14 protein-coding genes are annotated in these 15,213 nt (G+C 70.9%); 6 read left to right on the top strand and 8 right to left on the bottom strand.

Annotated elements, in window-relative coordinates; all coding sequences use genetic code 11:
• Positions 1–41 precede the first annotated feature (41 nt).
• Complete coding sequence (locus tag ACFC3F_RS06565; protein WP_376127960.1) at positions 42–767, top strand: DedA family protein; 726 nt, start codon at positions 42–44, stop codon at positions 765–767.
• A gap of 6 nt (positions 768–773) precedes the next feature.
• Here ACFC3F_RS06565 and ACFC3F_RS06560 read toward each other — a convergent pair whose 3' ends face one another.
• Positions 774–1,649 (bottom strand): Ku protein, encoded by an 876-nt coding sequence (locus ACFC3F_RS06560; protein ID WP_376127803.1) that lies wholly within the window; start codon positions 1,647–1,649, stop codon positions 774–776.
• Between the two features lie 76 nt (positions 1,650–1,725).
• Here ACFC3F_RS06560 and ACFC3F_RS06555 point away from each other — a divergent pair, with 76 nt between their 5' ends.
• Positions 1,726–4,380 carry an ATP-dependent DNA ligase gene (locus tag ACFC3F_RS06555; RefSeq protein ID WP_376127801.1) on the top strand — a complete coding sequence of 885 codons (2,655 nt, stop codon included), beginning with the start codon at positions 1,726–1,728 and terminating at the stop codon, positions 4,378–4,380.
• Between the two features lie 6 nt (positions 4,381–4,386).
• On the opposite strand, the gene ACFC3F_RS06550 is transcribed toward ACFC3F_RS06555, so the two are convergent.
• The 4 genes from ACFC3F_RS06550 to murI all read right to left on the bottom strand — a co-directional run bounded on the left by ACFC3F_RS06550 (position 4,387) and on the right by murI (position 7,601).
• Positions 4,387–5,295, bottom strand: a complete 909-nt coding sequence (locus ACFC3F_RS06550; protein WP_376127799.1) for a cation diffusion facilitator family transporter — start codon at positions 5,293–5,295, stop codon at positions 4,387–4,389.
• Between the two features lie 74 nt (positions 5,296–5,369).
• Complete coding sequence (rdgB, locus tag ACFC3F_RS06545) at positions 5,370–5,987, bottom strand: RdgB/HAM1 family non-canonical purine NTP pyrophosphatase (protein WP_376127797.1); 618 nt, start codon at positions 5,985–5,987, stop codon at positions 5,370–5,372.
• On the bottom strand, positions 5,984–6,721 hold the full coding sequence (gene rph, locus ACFC3F_RS06540) for a ribonuclease PH (protein ID WP_376127795.1): 738 nt from the start codon (positions 6,719–6,721) through the stop codon (positions 5,984–5,986). Before rph ends, rdgB begins: the two co-directional genes overlap by 4 nt.
• A gap of 52 nt (positions 6,722–6,773) precedes the next feature.
• Entirely contained in the window at positions 6,774–7,601 is an 828-nt protein-coding gene (murI, locus tag ACFC3F_RS06535) for a glutamate racemase (RefSeq protein WP_376127794.1), read from the bottom strand.
• 130 nt (positions 7,602–7,731) lie between these two features.
• Here murI and ACFC3F_RS06530 point away from each other — a divergent pair, with 130 nt between their 5' ends.
• Entirely contained in the window at positions 7,732–9,060 is a 1,329-nt protein-coding gene (locus tag ACFC3F_RS06530; RefSeq protein ID WP_376127793.1) for a nicotinate phosphoribosyltransferase, read from the top strand.
• Here the strand turns inward: ACFC3F_RS06530 and ACFC3F_RS06525 are convergent.
• The 3 genes from ACFC3F_RS06525 to ACFC3F_RS06515 all read right to left on the bottom strand — a co-directional run bounded on the left by ACFC3F_RS06525 (position 9,039) and on the right by ACFC3F_RS06515 (position 12,937).
• Complete coding sequence (locus tag ACFC3F_RS06525) at positions 9,039–9,305, bottom strand: DUF3039 domain-containing protein (protein WP_376127791.1); 267 nt, start codon at positions 9,303–9,305, stop codon at positions 9,039–9,041. The genes ACFC3F_RS06530 and ACFC3F_RS06525 overlap by 22 nt on opposite strands.
• A 63-nt stretch (positions 9,306–9,368) precedes the next feature.
• Entirely contained in the window at positions 9,369–10,940 is a 1,572-nt protein-coding gene (locus ACFC3F_RS06520) for a hypothetical protein (RefSeq protein ID WP_376127789.1), read from the bottom strand.
• Positions 10,916–12,937, bottom strand: coding sequence for an ATP-binding cassette domain-containing protein (locus tag ACFC3F_RS06515; RefSeq protein ID WP_376127788.1), 2,022 nt, complete (start codon positions 12,935–12,937; stop codon positions 10,916–10,918). The genes ACFC3F_RS06520 and ACFC3F_RS06515 overlap by 25 nt, the downstream gene beginning before the upstream one ends.
• Positions 12,938–13,132: 195 nt before the next feature.
• On the opposite strand from ACFC3F_RS06515, the gene ACFC3F_RS06510 reads away from it, so the two are divergent.
• From ACFC3F_RS06510 to ACFC3F_RS06500, 3 genes are read left to right on the top strand one after another with little or no spacing between them, the layout of a single operon-like run.
• The gene (locus tag ACFC3F_RS06510) at positions 13,133–13,825 is read left to right on the top strand and encodes an NTP transferase domain-containing protein (RefSeq protein ID WP_376127786.1); all 693 of its coding nucleotides are present in this window, start codon (positions 13,133–13,135) and stop codon (positions 13,823–13,825) included.
• A gap of 41 nt (positions 13,826–13,866) precedes the next feature.
• Positions 13,867–14,862, top strand: a complete 996-nt coding sequence (locus ACFC3F_RS06505) for a hypothetical protein (RefSeq protein WP_376127784.1) — start codon at positions 13,867–13,869, stop codon at positions 14,860–14,862.
• Positions 14,863–14,874: 12 nt separating this feature from the next.
• A complete protein-coding gene (locus ACFC3F_RS06500) occupies positions 14,875–15,060 on the top strand; it encodes a hypothetical protein (protein ID WP_376127782.1) in 186 nt (61 codons plus the stop codon).
• Positions 15,061–15,213 lie beyond the last annotated feature (153 nt).

The raw sequence follows: 15,213 nt of genomic DNA, 5'->3' as shown, positions 1-15,213 counted from the left end.
TCGTGCAGCACCTCTCCCTGATCCCGTGGCTCGACCCTGCGATGATCATCGCCGCCGCGGGCCCGTGGGCACTGGCGGTGGTCTGCTTCATCGTGTTCGCCGAGACCGGACTGCTCGTGGGCTTTCTGCTGCCCGGCGACACGCTGCTCATCATGGCCGGCCTGCTGTCGCATCCGATCCCCGGCGCCGAGAACGGCGTCTTCGGCGTCAGCGCCTGGGTCGTCGCGCTCCTGATCGGACTGTCGGCATTCGTCGGCGGAGAGGTCGGCTACCTCATCGGGCACAAGGGCGGTCCGGCTGTCTTCGAGCGCAAGGAATCAGGCGTGTTCAGCCGCCGCAACGTCGAGCGCACCAACGCGTTCTTCGAGCGGTACGGCGGGCTGACCGTCATCCTCGCCCGGTTCGTGCCGATCGTGCGCACCTTCGCTCCCGTCGCCGCCGGCGTCGGCCATATGCCGTGGCGGCGCTACTCGCTGTACAACTTCATCGGCGCCGTCATCTGGGGCTTCGGCCTCACGATGATCGGCTACGCGATCGGCTACATCCCCGTCGTCGGTGACCTCGTCGCCGAGTACATCGACGTCATCCTGCTGCTTGCCGTCGGGGGCACCGCGATCTTCGTGCTGTGGCACTTCCTCGCCGAGCGACGCAAGGCCCGCAAGGCCGCTGCGGCCGGCGACGCCGAGACCGACGCGGCCGAAGCCGAGGAGCTCGTCCTCGACCCCGAGGTGTTCGACGAGACGCCCGAGGGCGACACGAAGGCCTGACCGGCCTCACGAAGCCTTCTTCTTGCCGCCCGTCTTCTTCTTCGCGGGCTTCTTCTCGCTCTTCTTCTGCGCCGTCGCCCCGCCGCCGTTCCGCGCCGCCCGCGACCGTTCGACGCTGGCCCGCAGCGCGTCCATGAGGTCGATGACCTCGCCACCGGCATCCGCCTCTTCGCTCTCGCCGAAGGCCTCTGCGGTGTCGAGCGCGTCGCCCTTGTCGAGCTTGGCTTCGATGAGCGTGCGCAGCTCGCGCTGGTAGTCGTCGGTGAAGTCCTCGGGCGCGAAGTCGCTCGCGAAGCTGTCCACGAGGGATGCCGACAGCTCGAGCTCCTTCGCCGAGATCCGCACGCTCTCATCGAGCGACGGGAACTCAGCCTCGCGCACCTCGTCGGCCCACAGCAGCGTCTGCAGCACGAGCACGTCGCCGCGCACGCGCAGCGCCGCGAGCCGGGTCTTCTGCCGCAGCGAGAACTGCACGATCGCCGTGCGGTCTGTCTGCTCGAGCGTGCGGCGCAGCAGCACGTACGCCTTGGGCGAGGCTGAATCCGGCTCGAGATAGTAGGCGCGGTCGAACAGCAGCGGATCCACCTGCTCGCTCGGCACGAACTCGACGACGTCGATCTCGCGGCTGCGCTCGGACGGCAGCGAGGCGAAGTCCTCTTTCGTGAGCACGACGGTCTTCTCACCGTCGTCGTAGGCCTTGTCGATGTCCTGGTACGGCACGACCTCGCCGTCGATCTCGCAGACGCGCTGATACCGGATGCGCCCGCCGTCCTTGTTGTGCACCTGATGCAGCGACACGTCGTGATCCTCGGTCGCGGAGTAGACCTTCACCGGCACGTTCACGAGACCGAAGGTCAGCGCACCCTTCCAGATCGCTCTCATCTCACCAGTAGACACCCGTCACACGCCCCGTGGCTAGCCTCGCCGCTCCCCTTGACAGGCACGGCAGGATGGGCGCATGGCGAAATCGGCCGGTGAGCTCGTGCGGATCGACGGCCGCCGCCTGCGCGTGACCAATCTCGACAAGATCATGTATCCCGAGACGGGCACGACCAAGGGCGAGGTGATCGACTACTACACCCGCATCGCGCCGCTCCTGCTCCCGCACATCGTCGGCAGACCCGTGACGCGAAAGCGGTGGGTCGAAGGGGTCGGCACCGAGGAGCATCCCGAGCCGGTCTTCTTCGCGAAGGATCTCGAGCGCGGCGCTCCCTCCTGGGTCGCGCGTCGACCGATCGAGCATTCGGGCGGAGCCAAGGACTACCCGCTCGTCGGCGATGTGCCCACGCTCGTCTACCTCGCGCAGGTCGCGAGCCTCGAGCTGCACGTGCCGCAGTGGCGCTTCGCACCCGACGGCGGACGCGGCGACGCCGATCGGCTCGTGCTCGACCTCGACCCGGGTCCCGGCGTGGGTCTCGCCGAATGCGCCCTCGTCGCCGGCTGGGCGCGCGGCATCCTGACCGGCATGGGACTCGAGCCGTACCCTGTGACGAGCGGCAGCAAGGGCATCCACCTCTACGCGGCGCTGCCCGCGGGGCAATCCACCGACGCCGCCTCGGTCCTCGCCCGCGAACTGGCTCGCGCGATCGAGGCCGACCATCCCGAGCTCGTCGTGAGCAGCATGAAGAGGTCCGAACGCAGCGGCAAGGTGCTCATCGACTGGAGCCAGAACAACGGCGCCAAGACCACGATCGCTCCGTACTCGCTCCGTGGCCGCCCGCACCCGACCGTCGCGGCACCGCGCACGTGGGAGGAGCTCGACGCCCCCGATCTGCGGCACCTCTCGTTCGACGAGGTCCTCGAGCGCATGGAGCGCATCGGCGACCCGATGGATGCCCTGGGTTTCCACGCCGGTGCGCGCGAAGCCGAGCACGGTCCCCTGTCGGCCTACATCTCCAAGCGCACGGCGGGGCGCACACCCGAGCCGGTGCCCGCCAATCCGCTCGGCGAGACGCCCGACACCGACATGCCCGTCTTCGTCATCCAGGAGCACCACGCGTCGCGCCTGCACTGGGACTTCCGCCTCGAGCGCGACGGCGTGCTCGTGAGCTGGGCCGTGCCGCGCGGGGTTCCGCACTCCTATCGGCGCAACAGCCTCGCCATCATGACCGAGGACCACCCGATGGACTACGCGTCGTTCGAGGGAACGATCCCGGCGGGCGAATACGGCGGCGGGACCGTCACGATCTGGGACGAGGGCCGCTACGAGCTCGAGAAATGGCGCGACGACGAGATCATCGCAACGCTTCAGGGCCGCCCCGGCGGACCGCTCGGGCGCGTGCGTCTCGCGCTCATCCGCACGGAGGGCGAAGGCGAGAAGTCGAGCTGGCTGCTGCACCGCATGAAGACGGATGCCGCGGGTCGGCCGCAGCCCGACGCCACGCCCGTCTCACCCTCCCGCCAGGGTGACGAGGACGAGCCCCCGCGCATGCCCGGAAGGCCGGCGCCGGAGAGCGAACCGGAGCGCGTGTCGGCGGAGGATTCGCCCCCCGCGCGCACGCCGGCGCCGACGGCCACCGGGACGGCGGTACCGACGCCCGCGGCCGCGGCGCCGGCACCGGCGCCGGCACCGGCACCGGCATCGGCATCGGCATCGGCATCGGAGCATGAGCCACCCGCCACCGACACGGTCTGGCCGCCCCCGCCGAACGACCTGCGCCCCATGCACTCCGCGCCGGCGACCCCCGGGATCGCACGCGCCGCCGCGTCACGGTGGGGTGCGTGGGTCGAGGTCAAGTGGGACGGCATACGCGCCGTCGGAGTGCGAGACGACAACGGCCTGCGTCTCGTCGCCCGCAGCGGCAACGACATGACGCATCGGTATCCCGAGCTCACCGCCGTCGACGCCGGTCTAGGCGGTGGCCGCACCGTCGTCGACGGCGAGCTGGTCGCGCTCGAGCCCGACGGGCGCCCGAGCTTTCCGCTGCTGCAGACCCGCATGAACCTCGAGCGGTCCGGTGACATCGCGCGCGAAGCACGCCGCACGCCCGTGCGCTACTACCTCTTCGACGTGCTCGTGCACGAGGGGCGCGACGTGACCCGGCTGCCGCTGCGAGAACGCCGCGGCATCCTCGAGACGCTCGCGGCACAGGCGATCCCTGCGATCGCGGTGCCGCCCGTCTTCGACGACGTCGACGCCGCCCTCGATGCGAGTGAGCAGCTGCGGCTCGAGGGAATCGTCGTGAAGGATCCCGCGTCGACGTATCGGCGCGGCATCCGTTCGGAATCCTGGCTGAAGATCAAGCTCACACAGACGCAGGAGGTCGTCATCGCGGGGATCCGCCCGGGCAAGGGCGGCCGCGCCGGCACGTTCGGCTCCCTGCTGCTCGGCATCCCCGGCGCCGACGGCCTGCAGTATGCCGGCCGGGTCGGCACGGGTTTCAGCGATGCCGCACTCGCCCACCTGCTGCGCGTCCTCACCCCGCTGCGCACCGACGAGAACCCGCTCACGGGAGTACCGCCGGCTGACGCACGCGATGCGCTGTGGGTGCGTCCCGAACTCGTCGGAGAGGTCGAGTACGGAGAGTTCACACCGGGCGGAATCCTGCGCCATCCACGGTGGCGGGGCTTGCGGCCCGACAAGTCCCCCGACGCCGTGCGGCGCGAGGGCTGACGCGCTTCACGCGTGCGCGTCGTGCTCGACGTGCCCGGCCGGTTCGAGCTGGAACGTCGAGTGCTCGACGTCGAAGTGGTGCGCGAGGCAATCCTGCAGCGCGACGAGCAGCGCGCCCGTACCGTCGCGGAACACCGACTCGTCGACGACGACGTGGGCGCTGAAGACCGGCGCGCCGCGCGTGAGCTGCCACACGTGCACGTCGTGAACGTCGACGACGCCTTCCTTGCTCAGCAGGTGCGTGCGGATCTCGGCGACCTGCATGCCGCGCGGCGTCGACTCCGACAGCACCGACGCGACCTCGCGCAGGAGCGAGACGGCGCGCGGCACGATGAGCGCCGCGATGAACAGCGAGGCGATCGCGTCGGCGGGCACCCAGCCGGTCACGATGATGACGACGGCGGCCGCGATGACGGCGGCCGAGCCGATCAGGTCACCGAGCACTTCGAGGTACGCCCCGCGCACGTTGATGCTGCGCCGCTGTGCCGAGCTGAGCAGCCACAGGGCGACGGCGTTGGCCACGAGACCGACGACCGCGACGACGAGCATGAGCCCCCCGCGGATCTCGATCTCGCCCGGGTCCACGAGACGCCGGATCCCTTCGACCGCGACCCAGACCGACAGCACGATGAGGATCACGCCGTTGACGAGGGCGCCGAACACCTCGGCGCGCTGGTATCCGAACGTGCGCCGGTCATCTGCCGGGCGGGCCGCGACGACGCTCGCGACGAGGGCGATCAGCAGCGCCGCGGCATCCGTGAACATGTGCGCCGCGTCGGCGAACAGCGCGAGCGAGCCGGTGAGCACGGCCCCGACGACCTGCACGAGCATGACGACCGACGTGATCGCGAGCGAGATCGCGAGCAGGCGACGGTTGCTCGCGCCGCGGATGCCGCCCGGCGCGTGATCATGCATATGCCCAGGCTAGGCCGCGTTCACTCGCGCCCGGGCATCGTGCCGCCAGTCGGGAATGAGTACGGTTCTCAGTCTCACCCGTGCGGGAGCCGTTCGAGGAGCGGAACGAGAGCGGTGAAGGCCCGAGCGCGGTGCGAGGCGGCGTTCTTCTGCTCGGCCGTCCACTCGGCGACCGTGCGGTCCGCGGCGGCGCCGTCGGGCTGCTCGTCGGGCACGAACACGGGGTCGTAGCCGAAGCCGCCCTCACCCGCCGCTTCGCGGGCGATGCGTCCCGGCCAGCGGCCTTCGACGACGTCCTCGCCGCCCGTCGCGGGGTTCACGAGGGCGATCGTCGAGACGAAGCGGGCCGTGCGGTGCGGGTCGGCGATGTCAGCGAGCTGGTCGAGCAGCAGCTCGCGGTTCGCGACGGCATCCTTCGCATGACCGGCCCAGTACGCCGAGAAGACGCCGGGCGCCCCGCCCAGCACGTCGACACACACGCCGGAGTCGTCGGCGAGCGCCGGCAGACCCGTGTGGGCAGCCGCCGCACGCGCCTTGATGAGCGCGTTCTCGGCGAAGGTGACCCCGTCCTCGACCGGTTCGGGGCCGTCGTAGCCGACGACCTCGAGGTCGGGGCGCGTCGCCGCGACGATCGCCTGGAACTCCGCGACCTTGTGCGGGTTGTGCGTCGCGAGGACGACCCGTCCGCTCATGAGGCTGCGAGCGCGGCGGTCTGCATGTCGCGCAGGTCGGCGCATCCGGCGAGACCGAGCTCGAGCATCGCGTCGAGTTCGCGCTTGTCGAACGGGGCGCCCTCGGCCGTGCCCTGCACCTCGACGAAGAGTCCGCGGCCGGTCACGACGACGTTCATGTCGGTGCCCGCGCGCACGTCTTCGACGTAGGCGAGGTCGAGCATCGGCTCACCGTCGATGATGCCGACCGACACGGCGGCGACCGAGTCGAACAGCGGTGTGGCCTTCTGGGCGATGAACTTCTTCTCGCGGCCCCACTCGATCGCGTCGGCGAGGGCGACGTACGCGCCCGTGATCGCCGCCGTGCGGGTGCCGCCGTCGGCCTGCAGCACGTCGCAGTCGATGACGATCGTGTTCTCGCCGAGCGCCTTCGTGTCGACGACCGAGCGCAGGGCGCGGCCGATGAGGCGGGAGATCTCGTGGGTGCGCCCGCCGACCCGGCCCTTGATGCTCTCGCGGTCGTTGCGCGAATTGGTCGCGCGCGGCAGCATCGCGTATTCGGCCGTGACCCAGCCCTTGCCCTTGCCCGTCAGCCAGCGCGGCACGCCGTTCGTGAACGACGCCGTGCAGAGCACCTTCGTGCCCCCGAACGAGATGAGCGCCGAGCCCTCGGCGTGCGCGCTCCACCGGCGCTCGATCGTGATGGGTCTGAGCTGCTCGGGCGTGCGGCCGTCGGCGCGGACGATCTCGGTCATGCGGGGTTCCTCTCGGGTGTGCGGTCCCCGGGGCGGGGCTGCACGATCGGGGTCAGGGGGTCGGTCGGGGAAGGTCGATCGCGCCGGTCTGCACGAGCTGCACATCACGCACCTCGCGGCCCATCAGACGGTGGGCGAGGCGCAGGAACTCATCGGCCGACGCACCGGTCGCTTCGTACGTGTGCCGGGGCGTGGCATCCGGGCCCGCGAGCAGGGTGCGCGACACGAGCTGGCGGTAGACGTCTTTCGCGGTCTCGGTGTCGCTCGAGACGAGGCTGACGCCCTCGCCCATGACGTAGCTGATGGCGCCCTCGAGGAACGGGTAGTGGGTGCAGCCCAGCACGAGCGTGTCGACGCCCGCGTGACGCAGCGGCGCGAGGTACTCCTCGGCGACGGCGAGCACATCGGGGGAATCGGTCACGCCGGCCTCGACGAAATCGACGAAGCGCGGGCACGCCTGGGCGAAGACGGTGAGGTGCTCGTTGACCTCGAGCATGTCCTGGTAGGCGCGGGAGCCGATCGTGCCGGCCGTGCCGATGACGCCGATGCGGCCGTTGCGGCTCGTCGACATGGCGGTGCGCACAGCGGGACCGATGACCTCGACGACGGGCACGTCGTAGCGTTCGCGCGCGTCGCGCAGCATCGCCGCCGATGCGGTGTTGCACGCGATGACGAGCATCTTCACGCCCTGCTCGACGAGCGTGTCCAGCACCTCGAGCGCATACCGGCGCACGTCGGCGATCGGCTTGGGACCGTAGGGCGAGCGCGCCGTGTCGCCGACATAGAGGATCGATTCGCGCGGCAGGAGGGCCGACACGGCCCGGGCGACGGTGAGCCCGCCGACTCCGGAGTCGAAGATCCCGATCGGCGCGTCATTCACGATGCCCCAGCCTACGCCAGCAGATCCCGTGCGATCGGCAGGACCCCCCTTGCCGGAGACCAGCGACACGACACGCGCCGCACTCCATCGTGCAGACGGCCTCCGTGCGCGGCTCACTAGGCTGACCCGCATGCACGCCTCCAGCGCCCTGTTCACCGACCGGTACGAGCTGACGATGCTCGACGCGGCTCTGCGCGACGGCACGGCCGCGCGCCGCTGCGTCTTCGAGCTGTTCGGGCGCCGCCTGTCCGGCGGGCGCCGCTTCGGCGTGGTCGCGGGCACCGGCCGCCTGCTGAGCCTCATCCGCGACTTCCGCTTCGGCGACGACGAACTGCGCTTCCTGCGCGACGAACGGGTGGTGGATGCCGCAACCCTCGACTACCTCGCCGAGTACCGGTTCACCGGCTCGATCACCGGCTACCGCGAGGGCGAGCTGTACTTTCCCGGCTCCCCCATCCTGACCTTCGAGGGCACCTTCGCCGAGGCCGTCGTGCTCGAGACCCTCGCCCTCAGCGTCATGAACCACGACTCCGCCGTCGCGACGGCCGCCGCCCGCATGAGCATCGCGGCGGGCGATCGACCTCTCGCCGAGATGGGCTCGCGCCGCGCGGGCGAAGCATCGGCGGTCGCCGCGGCGCGCGCCGCCTACATCGCCGGCTTCACCGCGACGTCCAACCTCGAGGCGGGGCGCACGTGGGGCATCCCCACGATGGGCACCGCCGCCCACTCGTGGACGCTCCTGCACGACTCCGAAGAGGACTCGTTCCGGTCGCAGATCGCGGCGCTCGGCGTCGACACGACGCTGCTCGTGGACACGTACGACATCCGCCGCGGCGTCGAGACGGCGATCCGGGTCGCCGGCACGGGCCTCGGCGGAGTACGGCTCGACTCGGGAGACCTGCCGATCGTCGCGGCCGACGTGCGCGCGCAGCTCGACGAACTCGGCGCGACCGGCACGACGATCACCGTCACGAGCGACCTCGACGAGTTCGCGATCGCGTCTCTGGCGGCCTCGCCCGTGGACTCGTACGGCGTGGGGACGTCGGTCGTGACGGGGTCGGGCGTGCCCACCGCCGGGATGGTCTACAAGCTCGTCGCCCGGCAGGATGCCGCGGGCGGTTGGATCCCCGTCGCGAAGGCGTCCGCCGACAAGGCCTCGATGGGCGGACGCAAGGCGGCGTTCCGCGAACTCGACGAGGGCACCGCGACGAAGGAGATCATCGTCGTGTCCGACGGCTTCGAAGCGCTGCGAACCCCCGCCGAGCATCCGGACGCGCGGGCCCTGCAGGTGCGCTTCGCCGAGGGCGGCGAGATCGACCCCGGGTTCGAAGGACGAGACGGCGTCGAGCCGGCGCGCCGTCATCACGGGCGCGTGCGCGAAGAGCTACCCGTTCGTGCGCTCGCGCTCAGCCGGTCCGACCCCGCGATCCCGACGGCCTACTTGTTCAGCGACTCGTAGATCTCTTTGCACGTGGGGCAGACCGGGAACTTCTCGGGGTCGCGCCCCGGGGTCCACTTCTTGCCGCACAGTGCGCGCACGGGCTTGCCGGTGATGGCCGACTCGAGGATCTTGTCCTTCTTGACGTAGTGCGAGAAGCGCTCGTGATCGCCGGGCTCGATCGATTCCTCACGGATGAGCTCTTCGAGTTCGCGGTCGAGGGTGGCCAGCCCGCCCTGGTCAGGGCTGTCGAGAGGGGTGCTCATGGTTCGCCAGTCTAACGGCGTGCCCGCACTGCAGGGCGGCGATCCGGATGCCGCGGCATCCGCTCAGCCGGTCGATTCGGCGAACTCCATGACCCGGCCGCCGCGCCGTTCGAAGAGCACCGACCCGACCGCGATGCCGAGCACGAAGACGCCGAGTCCGATGCCGAGCCCGCCCCACAGCGCGAGAGTGAGGCGTGTCTCATCACCGTTCATCGCCTGCCAGCACCACCACAGGGCCGGGATGGAGCATGCGATCGCACCGAGCATGACGACGGTCTGCGAGATCGCGCCGGCCGCGCCCGTGCGCTGCGGCTGCTGGAAGGGGCTCTCCCCCGGACGCGACACGGCGTAGGGGGCGAGCACGGATGCGACGCACGAGAGTCCGAGCGCCGAGAAGAAGAGCGACGCGGTGACGCCCGCGAGCGCGGGCAGCACCGTGGGATCGCCGTGCAGCGCGACCGTGATCGGCACGGCGACCGCGAGCAGCGGCAGACCGATGAGCAGAACGGGAACGATCCGGCCCAGGCGGTCGGACCAGCCGCGCACGCCGCTGGCGATGTGCATCCAGACGGCGGTCGAATCGTAGGCGACGTCGTTGTGCGGGAGCCAGCCGAGGAAGAGCGCGGCGAAGAGCACGGGCACGAGCACGGCGGTCTCGAACGGCACGCCGGCCACGATCAGCGGCACGACCGTCACGACGGCGGCGACGGGGATCACGATGACGTTCATGAGGTAGCGGCGGTCCCGCGACCAGTACAGCAGGCTGCGCGCGGCGATCGCTCCACCCGGGGTGCCGGGTGCGACGGCGAACCAGCCGAGGCCCGTGCGCTCGCGCACCGACAGCGGACGCTCCGTCGTCGTGAGCAGTCGCCCGACGATCCAGCGCCACGCCACCGCGAGGATCACGAGGGTGAGCAGCGCCACCAGGACCGCCGGCCACACATCCGCGTCGGCGGCGGCCGCGCGGCCCGGGATGGCCCATGCGGCGCCGAGCGGCGTCACGGCGAGCACACCGACGGCATCGGCGAGCGCGGCGGGCACGGTGCCGTCCCATTCGAGCGACCCGAGGAAGACCCCGGTGGGCACGAGCACGACGACGACGAGAAGAACGAACAGTCCCGTCAGCTCGCGTGTCCGCCGTTCGCGCAGGAAGAGCGAGGTGAGTCCCATGAACACCCGCGCCATCAGGACGCACGTCGTCACTCCGAGCACGACGGAGGCGATTCCCGCCGTGAGCGGCGACCCGTGCTCGCCCCAGACGACGGCGGACGTCACCGCGACCGCGATCAGGGCCATGACGGGGACGCTCACGAACCCGACGAGGGCGAGTACTGCGGCGAGCCGTCCGTGCGCGAGTGAGAGCAGTGCGAAGCGGCGCGGATCGAGCGGGTCGTCGACACCGCCGATGACGGGTCCGAGCGCGAAGCCGAGAGTGAGCGCCGATCCCCCGATCACCGTGACGGCGAAAAGGGCTTCGGGCGCGGCATCCGTCATCGACACGAGCGCCCAGCAGGCCGCGGAGATCACGGCGGCGAGAAGGATCAGCGCCATCGCGATGCGGGCCGTGCGGCCCGTGCTCCCCCGCAGCGCGCCGACGAGCAGCGCGAGCCTCAGCCGGAGAACGTGTGCAGCCACTCGAGGCCCTCCACGTCGCTCAGGCCACCGGCCAGTTCGATGAAGCGCTGTTCGAGGGTGAGCTCTCCGCGGACCTCGTCGACCGTGCCCTCGGCCAGCACCTGGCCCGACACGATGACGGCGACGCGCGTGCAGACGCGCTCGACGAGTTCCATGCCGTGGCTGGACAGGATGACGGTACCGCCGTGCGCGACGTACGCCGACAGGATGTCGAGGATGACGGCGCTCGAGACGGGATCGACGGCCTCGAACGGCTCGTCGAGCACGAGTACGCGCGGCGAGTGGATCATGGCGCCCGCCAGCATGACCTTCTTGAGCATGCCCGCCGAGTAGTCGCTCACGACGCGGCCGAGCGCGTCGGTGAGGTCGAAGGCCCGCGCGAGGTCGGCCGTGCGGCTCTCGACGACGGCTCGCGGCAGCCCGCGCAGCACGCCGTAGTAGTAGAGCAGCTGCCGGCCGGTCAGCCGGTCGAACGTGCGCAGCCGGTCGGGCAGCACACCCATGAGCCGCTTGGCGGCAAGAGAATCGGATGCCGCGTCCACGCCGGCGATGCGGATGACACCCCGATCGGGGGTGAGCAGCCCGGCGATCATGGACAGGGTCGTCGTCTTGCCCGCGCCGTTCGGCCCGACGAGGCCGTAGAACGTGCCGGTCGGCACCGTGAGGTCGATCTCTTCGACGGCCCGCGTGTCGCCGAAGCTCTTCGACACGCCGCGCAGGCTCAGCGCCGCCGAGTCGTCCTCCGCGGCGAGCTCGGCCTGGGCTTCGGCGAAGACGGCCGCGAGGGCGTCGCTGTCGTCGACCGACGACTCCGGTTCGGCGACCGGCTCATCGAGCCCGGAGAGAAGGACGTCGGCGTCGGTGGGCACGGGCTCGAGGTCGACCGGCACGGGCTCGGCGTCGACCGGCACAGGCTCGACATCGACCGGCACAGGCTCGGCGCCGGTAGGCACAGGCTCGACATCGACGGGCACAGGCTCGGCGCCGGTAGGCACAGGCTCGACATCGACCGGCACGGGCTCGGCGCCGGTAGGCACAGGCTCGGCGTCGACCGGCACGGGCTCGACATCGACCGGCACAGGCTCGACGTCGGTAGGCACAGGCTCGACATCGACGGGCACAGGCTCGACGTCGACAGGCACCGCTGCCGCTTCGACAGGCGCGAGCGCGGGCGAGGCATCGGCTAGGCGCGGCTCGGGAGCGGCCTCGGGTGAGGACTCGACGAGATCGACGTCGGGAGACTCGACGTCAGGTTCGACGGTGTCGATGTCGGAGGACTCGACGCCAGACTCCATGGTGTCGGCCTCGGAGACCTCGTCGTCCGCCACGACGGTGTCGGCGCCGGAGGACTCGTCGTCCGCCACGACGGTGTCGACGTCGGAGGACTCGACGCCAGACTCGACGATGTCGGCTTCGGAGAACTCGTCGCCCGGATCGACCGCCGTCGAGATCGAGGTCGCCACGGTGTCGGGCTCGACCTCGGTCACTTCGGAAATCGGGGCGGGCGGCGGTGTCTCGAACGCCGCCGCGGCCACATCGGCTGCGACGTTCGGTTTCGGCGGCGCGACCGCCGCGGGCGGCAGCGTCGGTGCGGGCGGCAGGGGCGGTGTGACCGGCACGGGCGGTAGAGGCGGTGCGACCGGCACGGCGGCTGCAGCGACGTCGGCGGGCGGAACAGGCGGCGCCACGGGCGCAGCGGCTGCGGCGACGTCGGCCGGCAGTTCGGGCTTGGGCGGCACCGTGATCGTGTCGGCGGCATCACCGAATTCGTGAGGCAACGGCGGCGGGGGTCCCGGATCGGCCGGGTTCATCGCCCGCGGACCAGCGGTCCGAGAGGGCCGGGAGCCGCGCTTCTTCGGCGTGCCCGAGGCCGTGGCATCCGCCGACGACGCTCGTGTCTTCGACAACTCGACGATGCGCCCTCCACTCCCGTGCGTGACAGTCTCTTCCGGCTCGTCCGGAAGCGGCTCGTGTGGCACCGGCAGAAAGGCTGTCACCGTTCAACGGTATCAACCGGGTGCGACATGATCGCAATGGATGTCATCACGTTTCGGACAGTTCGGCTATCACGAATCTGCAACGACGGTCAAGCATCCTGCCCCTTCCCAGACACCGTCGTTAGCATTGACGCCGGCACGAAGGAGTGTCGTGTCGGCGAACAGTCGATGAACCTCACACTCCAGGAGCAGAACGTGACTCTTCAGACCGTCATCCTCGCGGCCGGCATGGGCTCGCGGCTCGGCCGCAGCCTCCCCAAGCCGCTGACCGAGCTGAACGACGGCCGCAGCATCATGCAGCAGCAGCACGACAACATCCGAGCCGCGTTCGGCGACGAAGCGCGCATCACGACCGTCGTCGGCTACCGTGCCGAGACGATCGTCGAGGCCTTCCCCTCGGCCGACTACGTCTACAACGACCGCTACGACCAGACGAACACGTCCAAGAGCCTGCTGCGCGCGCTCACGAAGACCGGCCGCAGCGGCGTGCTGTGGATGAACGGCGACGTCGTCTTCGATCCCCGCATTCTGGGGCGCGCGATCGAGTTCATCCAGCGCGACCAGTCCTTCGTGACCGTGAACACCGCCAAGGTGAGCGATGAAGAGGTCAAGTACACGGTCACGGCCGAGGGCTTCATCGACGAGCTCTCCAAGACGGTCAAGGGCGGTATCGGCGAGGCTGTCGGCATCAACTACATCTCCAGCGCCGACAAGAAGGCGTTCGTCCGTCAGCTGTCGCGCGTCGAGGACCAGGACTACTTCGAGCGCGGACTCGAACTCGCCATCGCCGAAGACGGACTGCTGCTCGAGCCGATGGACATCTCCGACCTGTACGCGGTCGAGGTGGACTTCGCCGAGGACCTCGAGCGCGCGAACCTCTTCGTCTGATCTCAGCGGGCATCCACAGTGGCGATCCTAGGATCGGCGTGATGGCCGAGAAGGTGCACCGCATCCACTCCCTGCCCCAGGACGCTCCCTGGGCGGGAGGACTTCCGCCCGTCGGCTCAGAGGAGCACCCGCGGGCCGTGCGCCTGCTGGACCGCGTGCTCGCGATACAGCGACCGGCGGTGCTGGCGCACCTGCGCAGCATCCGTCTGCGTCATCCGCACGCGACGAGCGACGGAATCGTCCGGATCCTCGAGCGGCGCTATCTCGCCGCCGTCACGACGGGCGGCGCCGCCGTGGGGGCGACCGCCGTGATCCCGGGCGTCGGCACGAGCGTGACGCTCGCGCTGAGCGGGGTCGAGACCGTCGGGTTCCTCGAGGCGACCACGCTGTTCGCGCAGTCCGTCGCCGAGGTGCACGGCATCCCCGTCGCCGATCCGGAGCGTGCGCGAGCGCTCGTGCTGACGCTCATGCTCGGCAAGGAGGGCACCGACCTCGTCGCCCAGCTTGCGGGGCAGGCGTCGGGCAAGGGCTTCGGGCGCGACAGATACTGGGGCGAGCTGGTCACCAAGACGCTCCCCCGCGCGGCGGTCGGGCCGCTCGTGGATCGGCTCAAGACGGCGTTCGTGCGGCAGTTCGCGACGCGCGGCGGCGCTTCGTGGATCGGCAAGGCCCTGCCCTTCGGCGTGGGCGCCGTCGTCGGCGGTGCGGGCAACAACATCCTCGGGCGACGCGTGCTGGTCAATTCGCGGCGCGCCTTCGGGATGCCGCCGCTCACACTTCCGGCGGAACTCGAGCCGCGCCCCGGCGCCGCCTCGCTCGAGGCCACCGCCGGACGCGCCGTGCGCCGCGCGGGCGGCGCGATCGCCGGCGGCGTCGCGAAGGGCGCCTCGGCGGTCGGCGGCGCAGCCCGCACGGTCGGTGGGGCAGCCCGCACGGTCGGTGGGGCAGCCCGCACGGTCGGACGTGCCGTGACGCCGCGCCGGCGCACCGGCGAGATCGCGGCCGGCGCAGACCCCGACGACCACGGCGACGACTGAACGGAGACGGACATGGGACTGTTCCAGCAACGCCCCGAAGAGCCCACCGAGTGGGCGGGCCTGCCCTCGGAGCCGGCGAAGGCGCAGCCGCCCGCCGCGCACCTCGACGCGTCGACGTCGCTCGATTCGCTGGGCCTCGCCCCCGACTCGACCGCCTCGGTCTCGGTCTCGGTCCCCCTCCCCGCCCCGGAGTCCTGACCCGGACGGGCGCCCCGCCGGCCCCCGGCCCCGCATGCCGGGCCCCCAGACCCCGACCCCCGCATGCCGGAACCCGGACCCGGGCCCCGACCCCCGGGCCCCGACCCCGGAACCCGCGAGACTGCAACGGGACGCCGAGACTGCGGGTAATAC

The organism is Microbacterium sp. NPDC055910, from assembly GCF_042271185.1.
GTDB lineage: Bacteria > Actinomycetota > Actinomycetes > Actinomycetales > Microbacteriaceae > Microbacterium.
This window is presented reverse-complemented; position numbering and strand designations above follow the sequence as displayed.

Bases quoted from the DNA above. Each gene is read 5' to 3' on its own strand.
- ACFC3F_RS06565 (WP_376127960.1), top strand. From the start codon at position 42: ATGATCATCGCCGCCGCGGGCCCGTGGGCACTGGCGGTGGTCTGCTTC.
- rph (WP_376127795.1), bottom strand. From the start codon at position 6,721: ATGACCGAGATCGTCCGCGCCGACGGCCGCACGCCCGAGCAGCTCAGA.
- ACFC3F_RS06550 (WP_376127799.1), bottom strand. From the start codon at position 5,295: ATGCATGATCACGCGCCGGGCGGCATCCGCGGCGCGAGCAACCGTCGC.
- ACFC3F_RS06560 (WP_376127803.1), bottom strand. From the start codon at position 1,649: ATGAGAGCGATCTGGAAGGGTGCGCTGACCTTCGGTCTCGTGAACGTG.
- ACFC3F_RS06500 (WP_376127782.1), top strand. From the start codon at position 14,875: ATGGGACTGTTCCAGCAACGCCCCGAAGAGCCCACCGAGTGGGCGGGC.
- ACFC3F_RS06530 (WP_376127793.1), top strand. From the start codon at position 7,732: ATGCACGCCTCCAGCGCCCTGTTCACCGACCGGTACGAGCTGACGATG.
- rdgB (WP_376127797.1), bottom strand. From the start codon at position 5,987: ATGAGCGGACGGGTCGTCCTCGCGACGCACAACCCGCACAAGGTCGCG.
- ACFC3F_RS06505 (WP_376127784.1), top strand. From the start codon at position 13,867: ATGGCCGAGAAGGTGCACCGCATCCACTCCCTGCCCCAGGACGCTCCC.
- ACFC3F_RS06555 (WP_376127801.1), top strand. From the start codon at position 1,726: ATGGCGAAATCGGCCGGTGAGCTCGTGCGGATCGACGGCCGCCGCCTG.
- ACFC3F_RS06525 (WP_376127791.1), bottom strand. From the start codon at position 9,305: ATGAGCACCCCTCTCGACAGCCCTGACCAGGGCGGGCTGGCCACCCTC.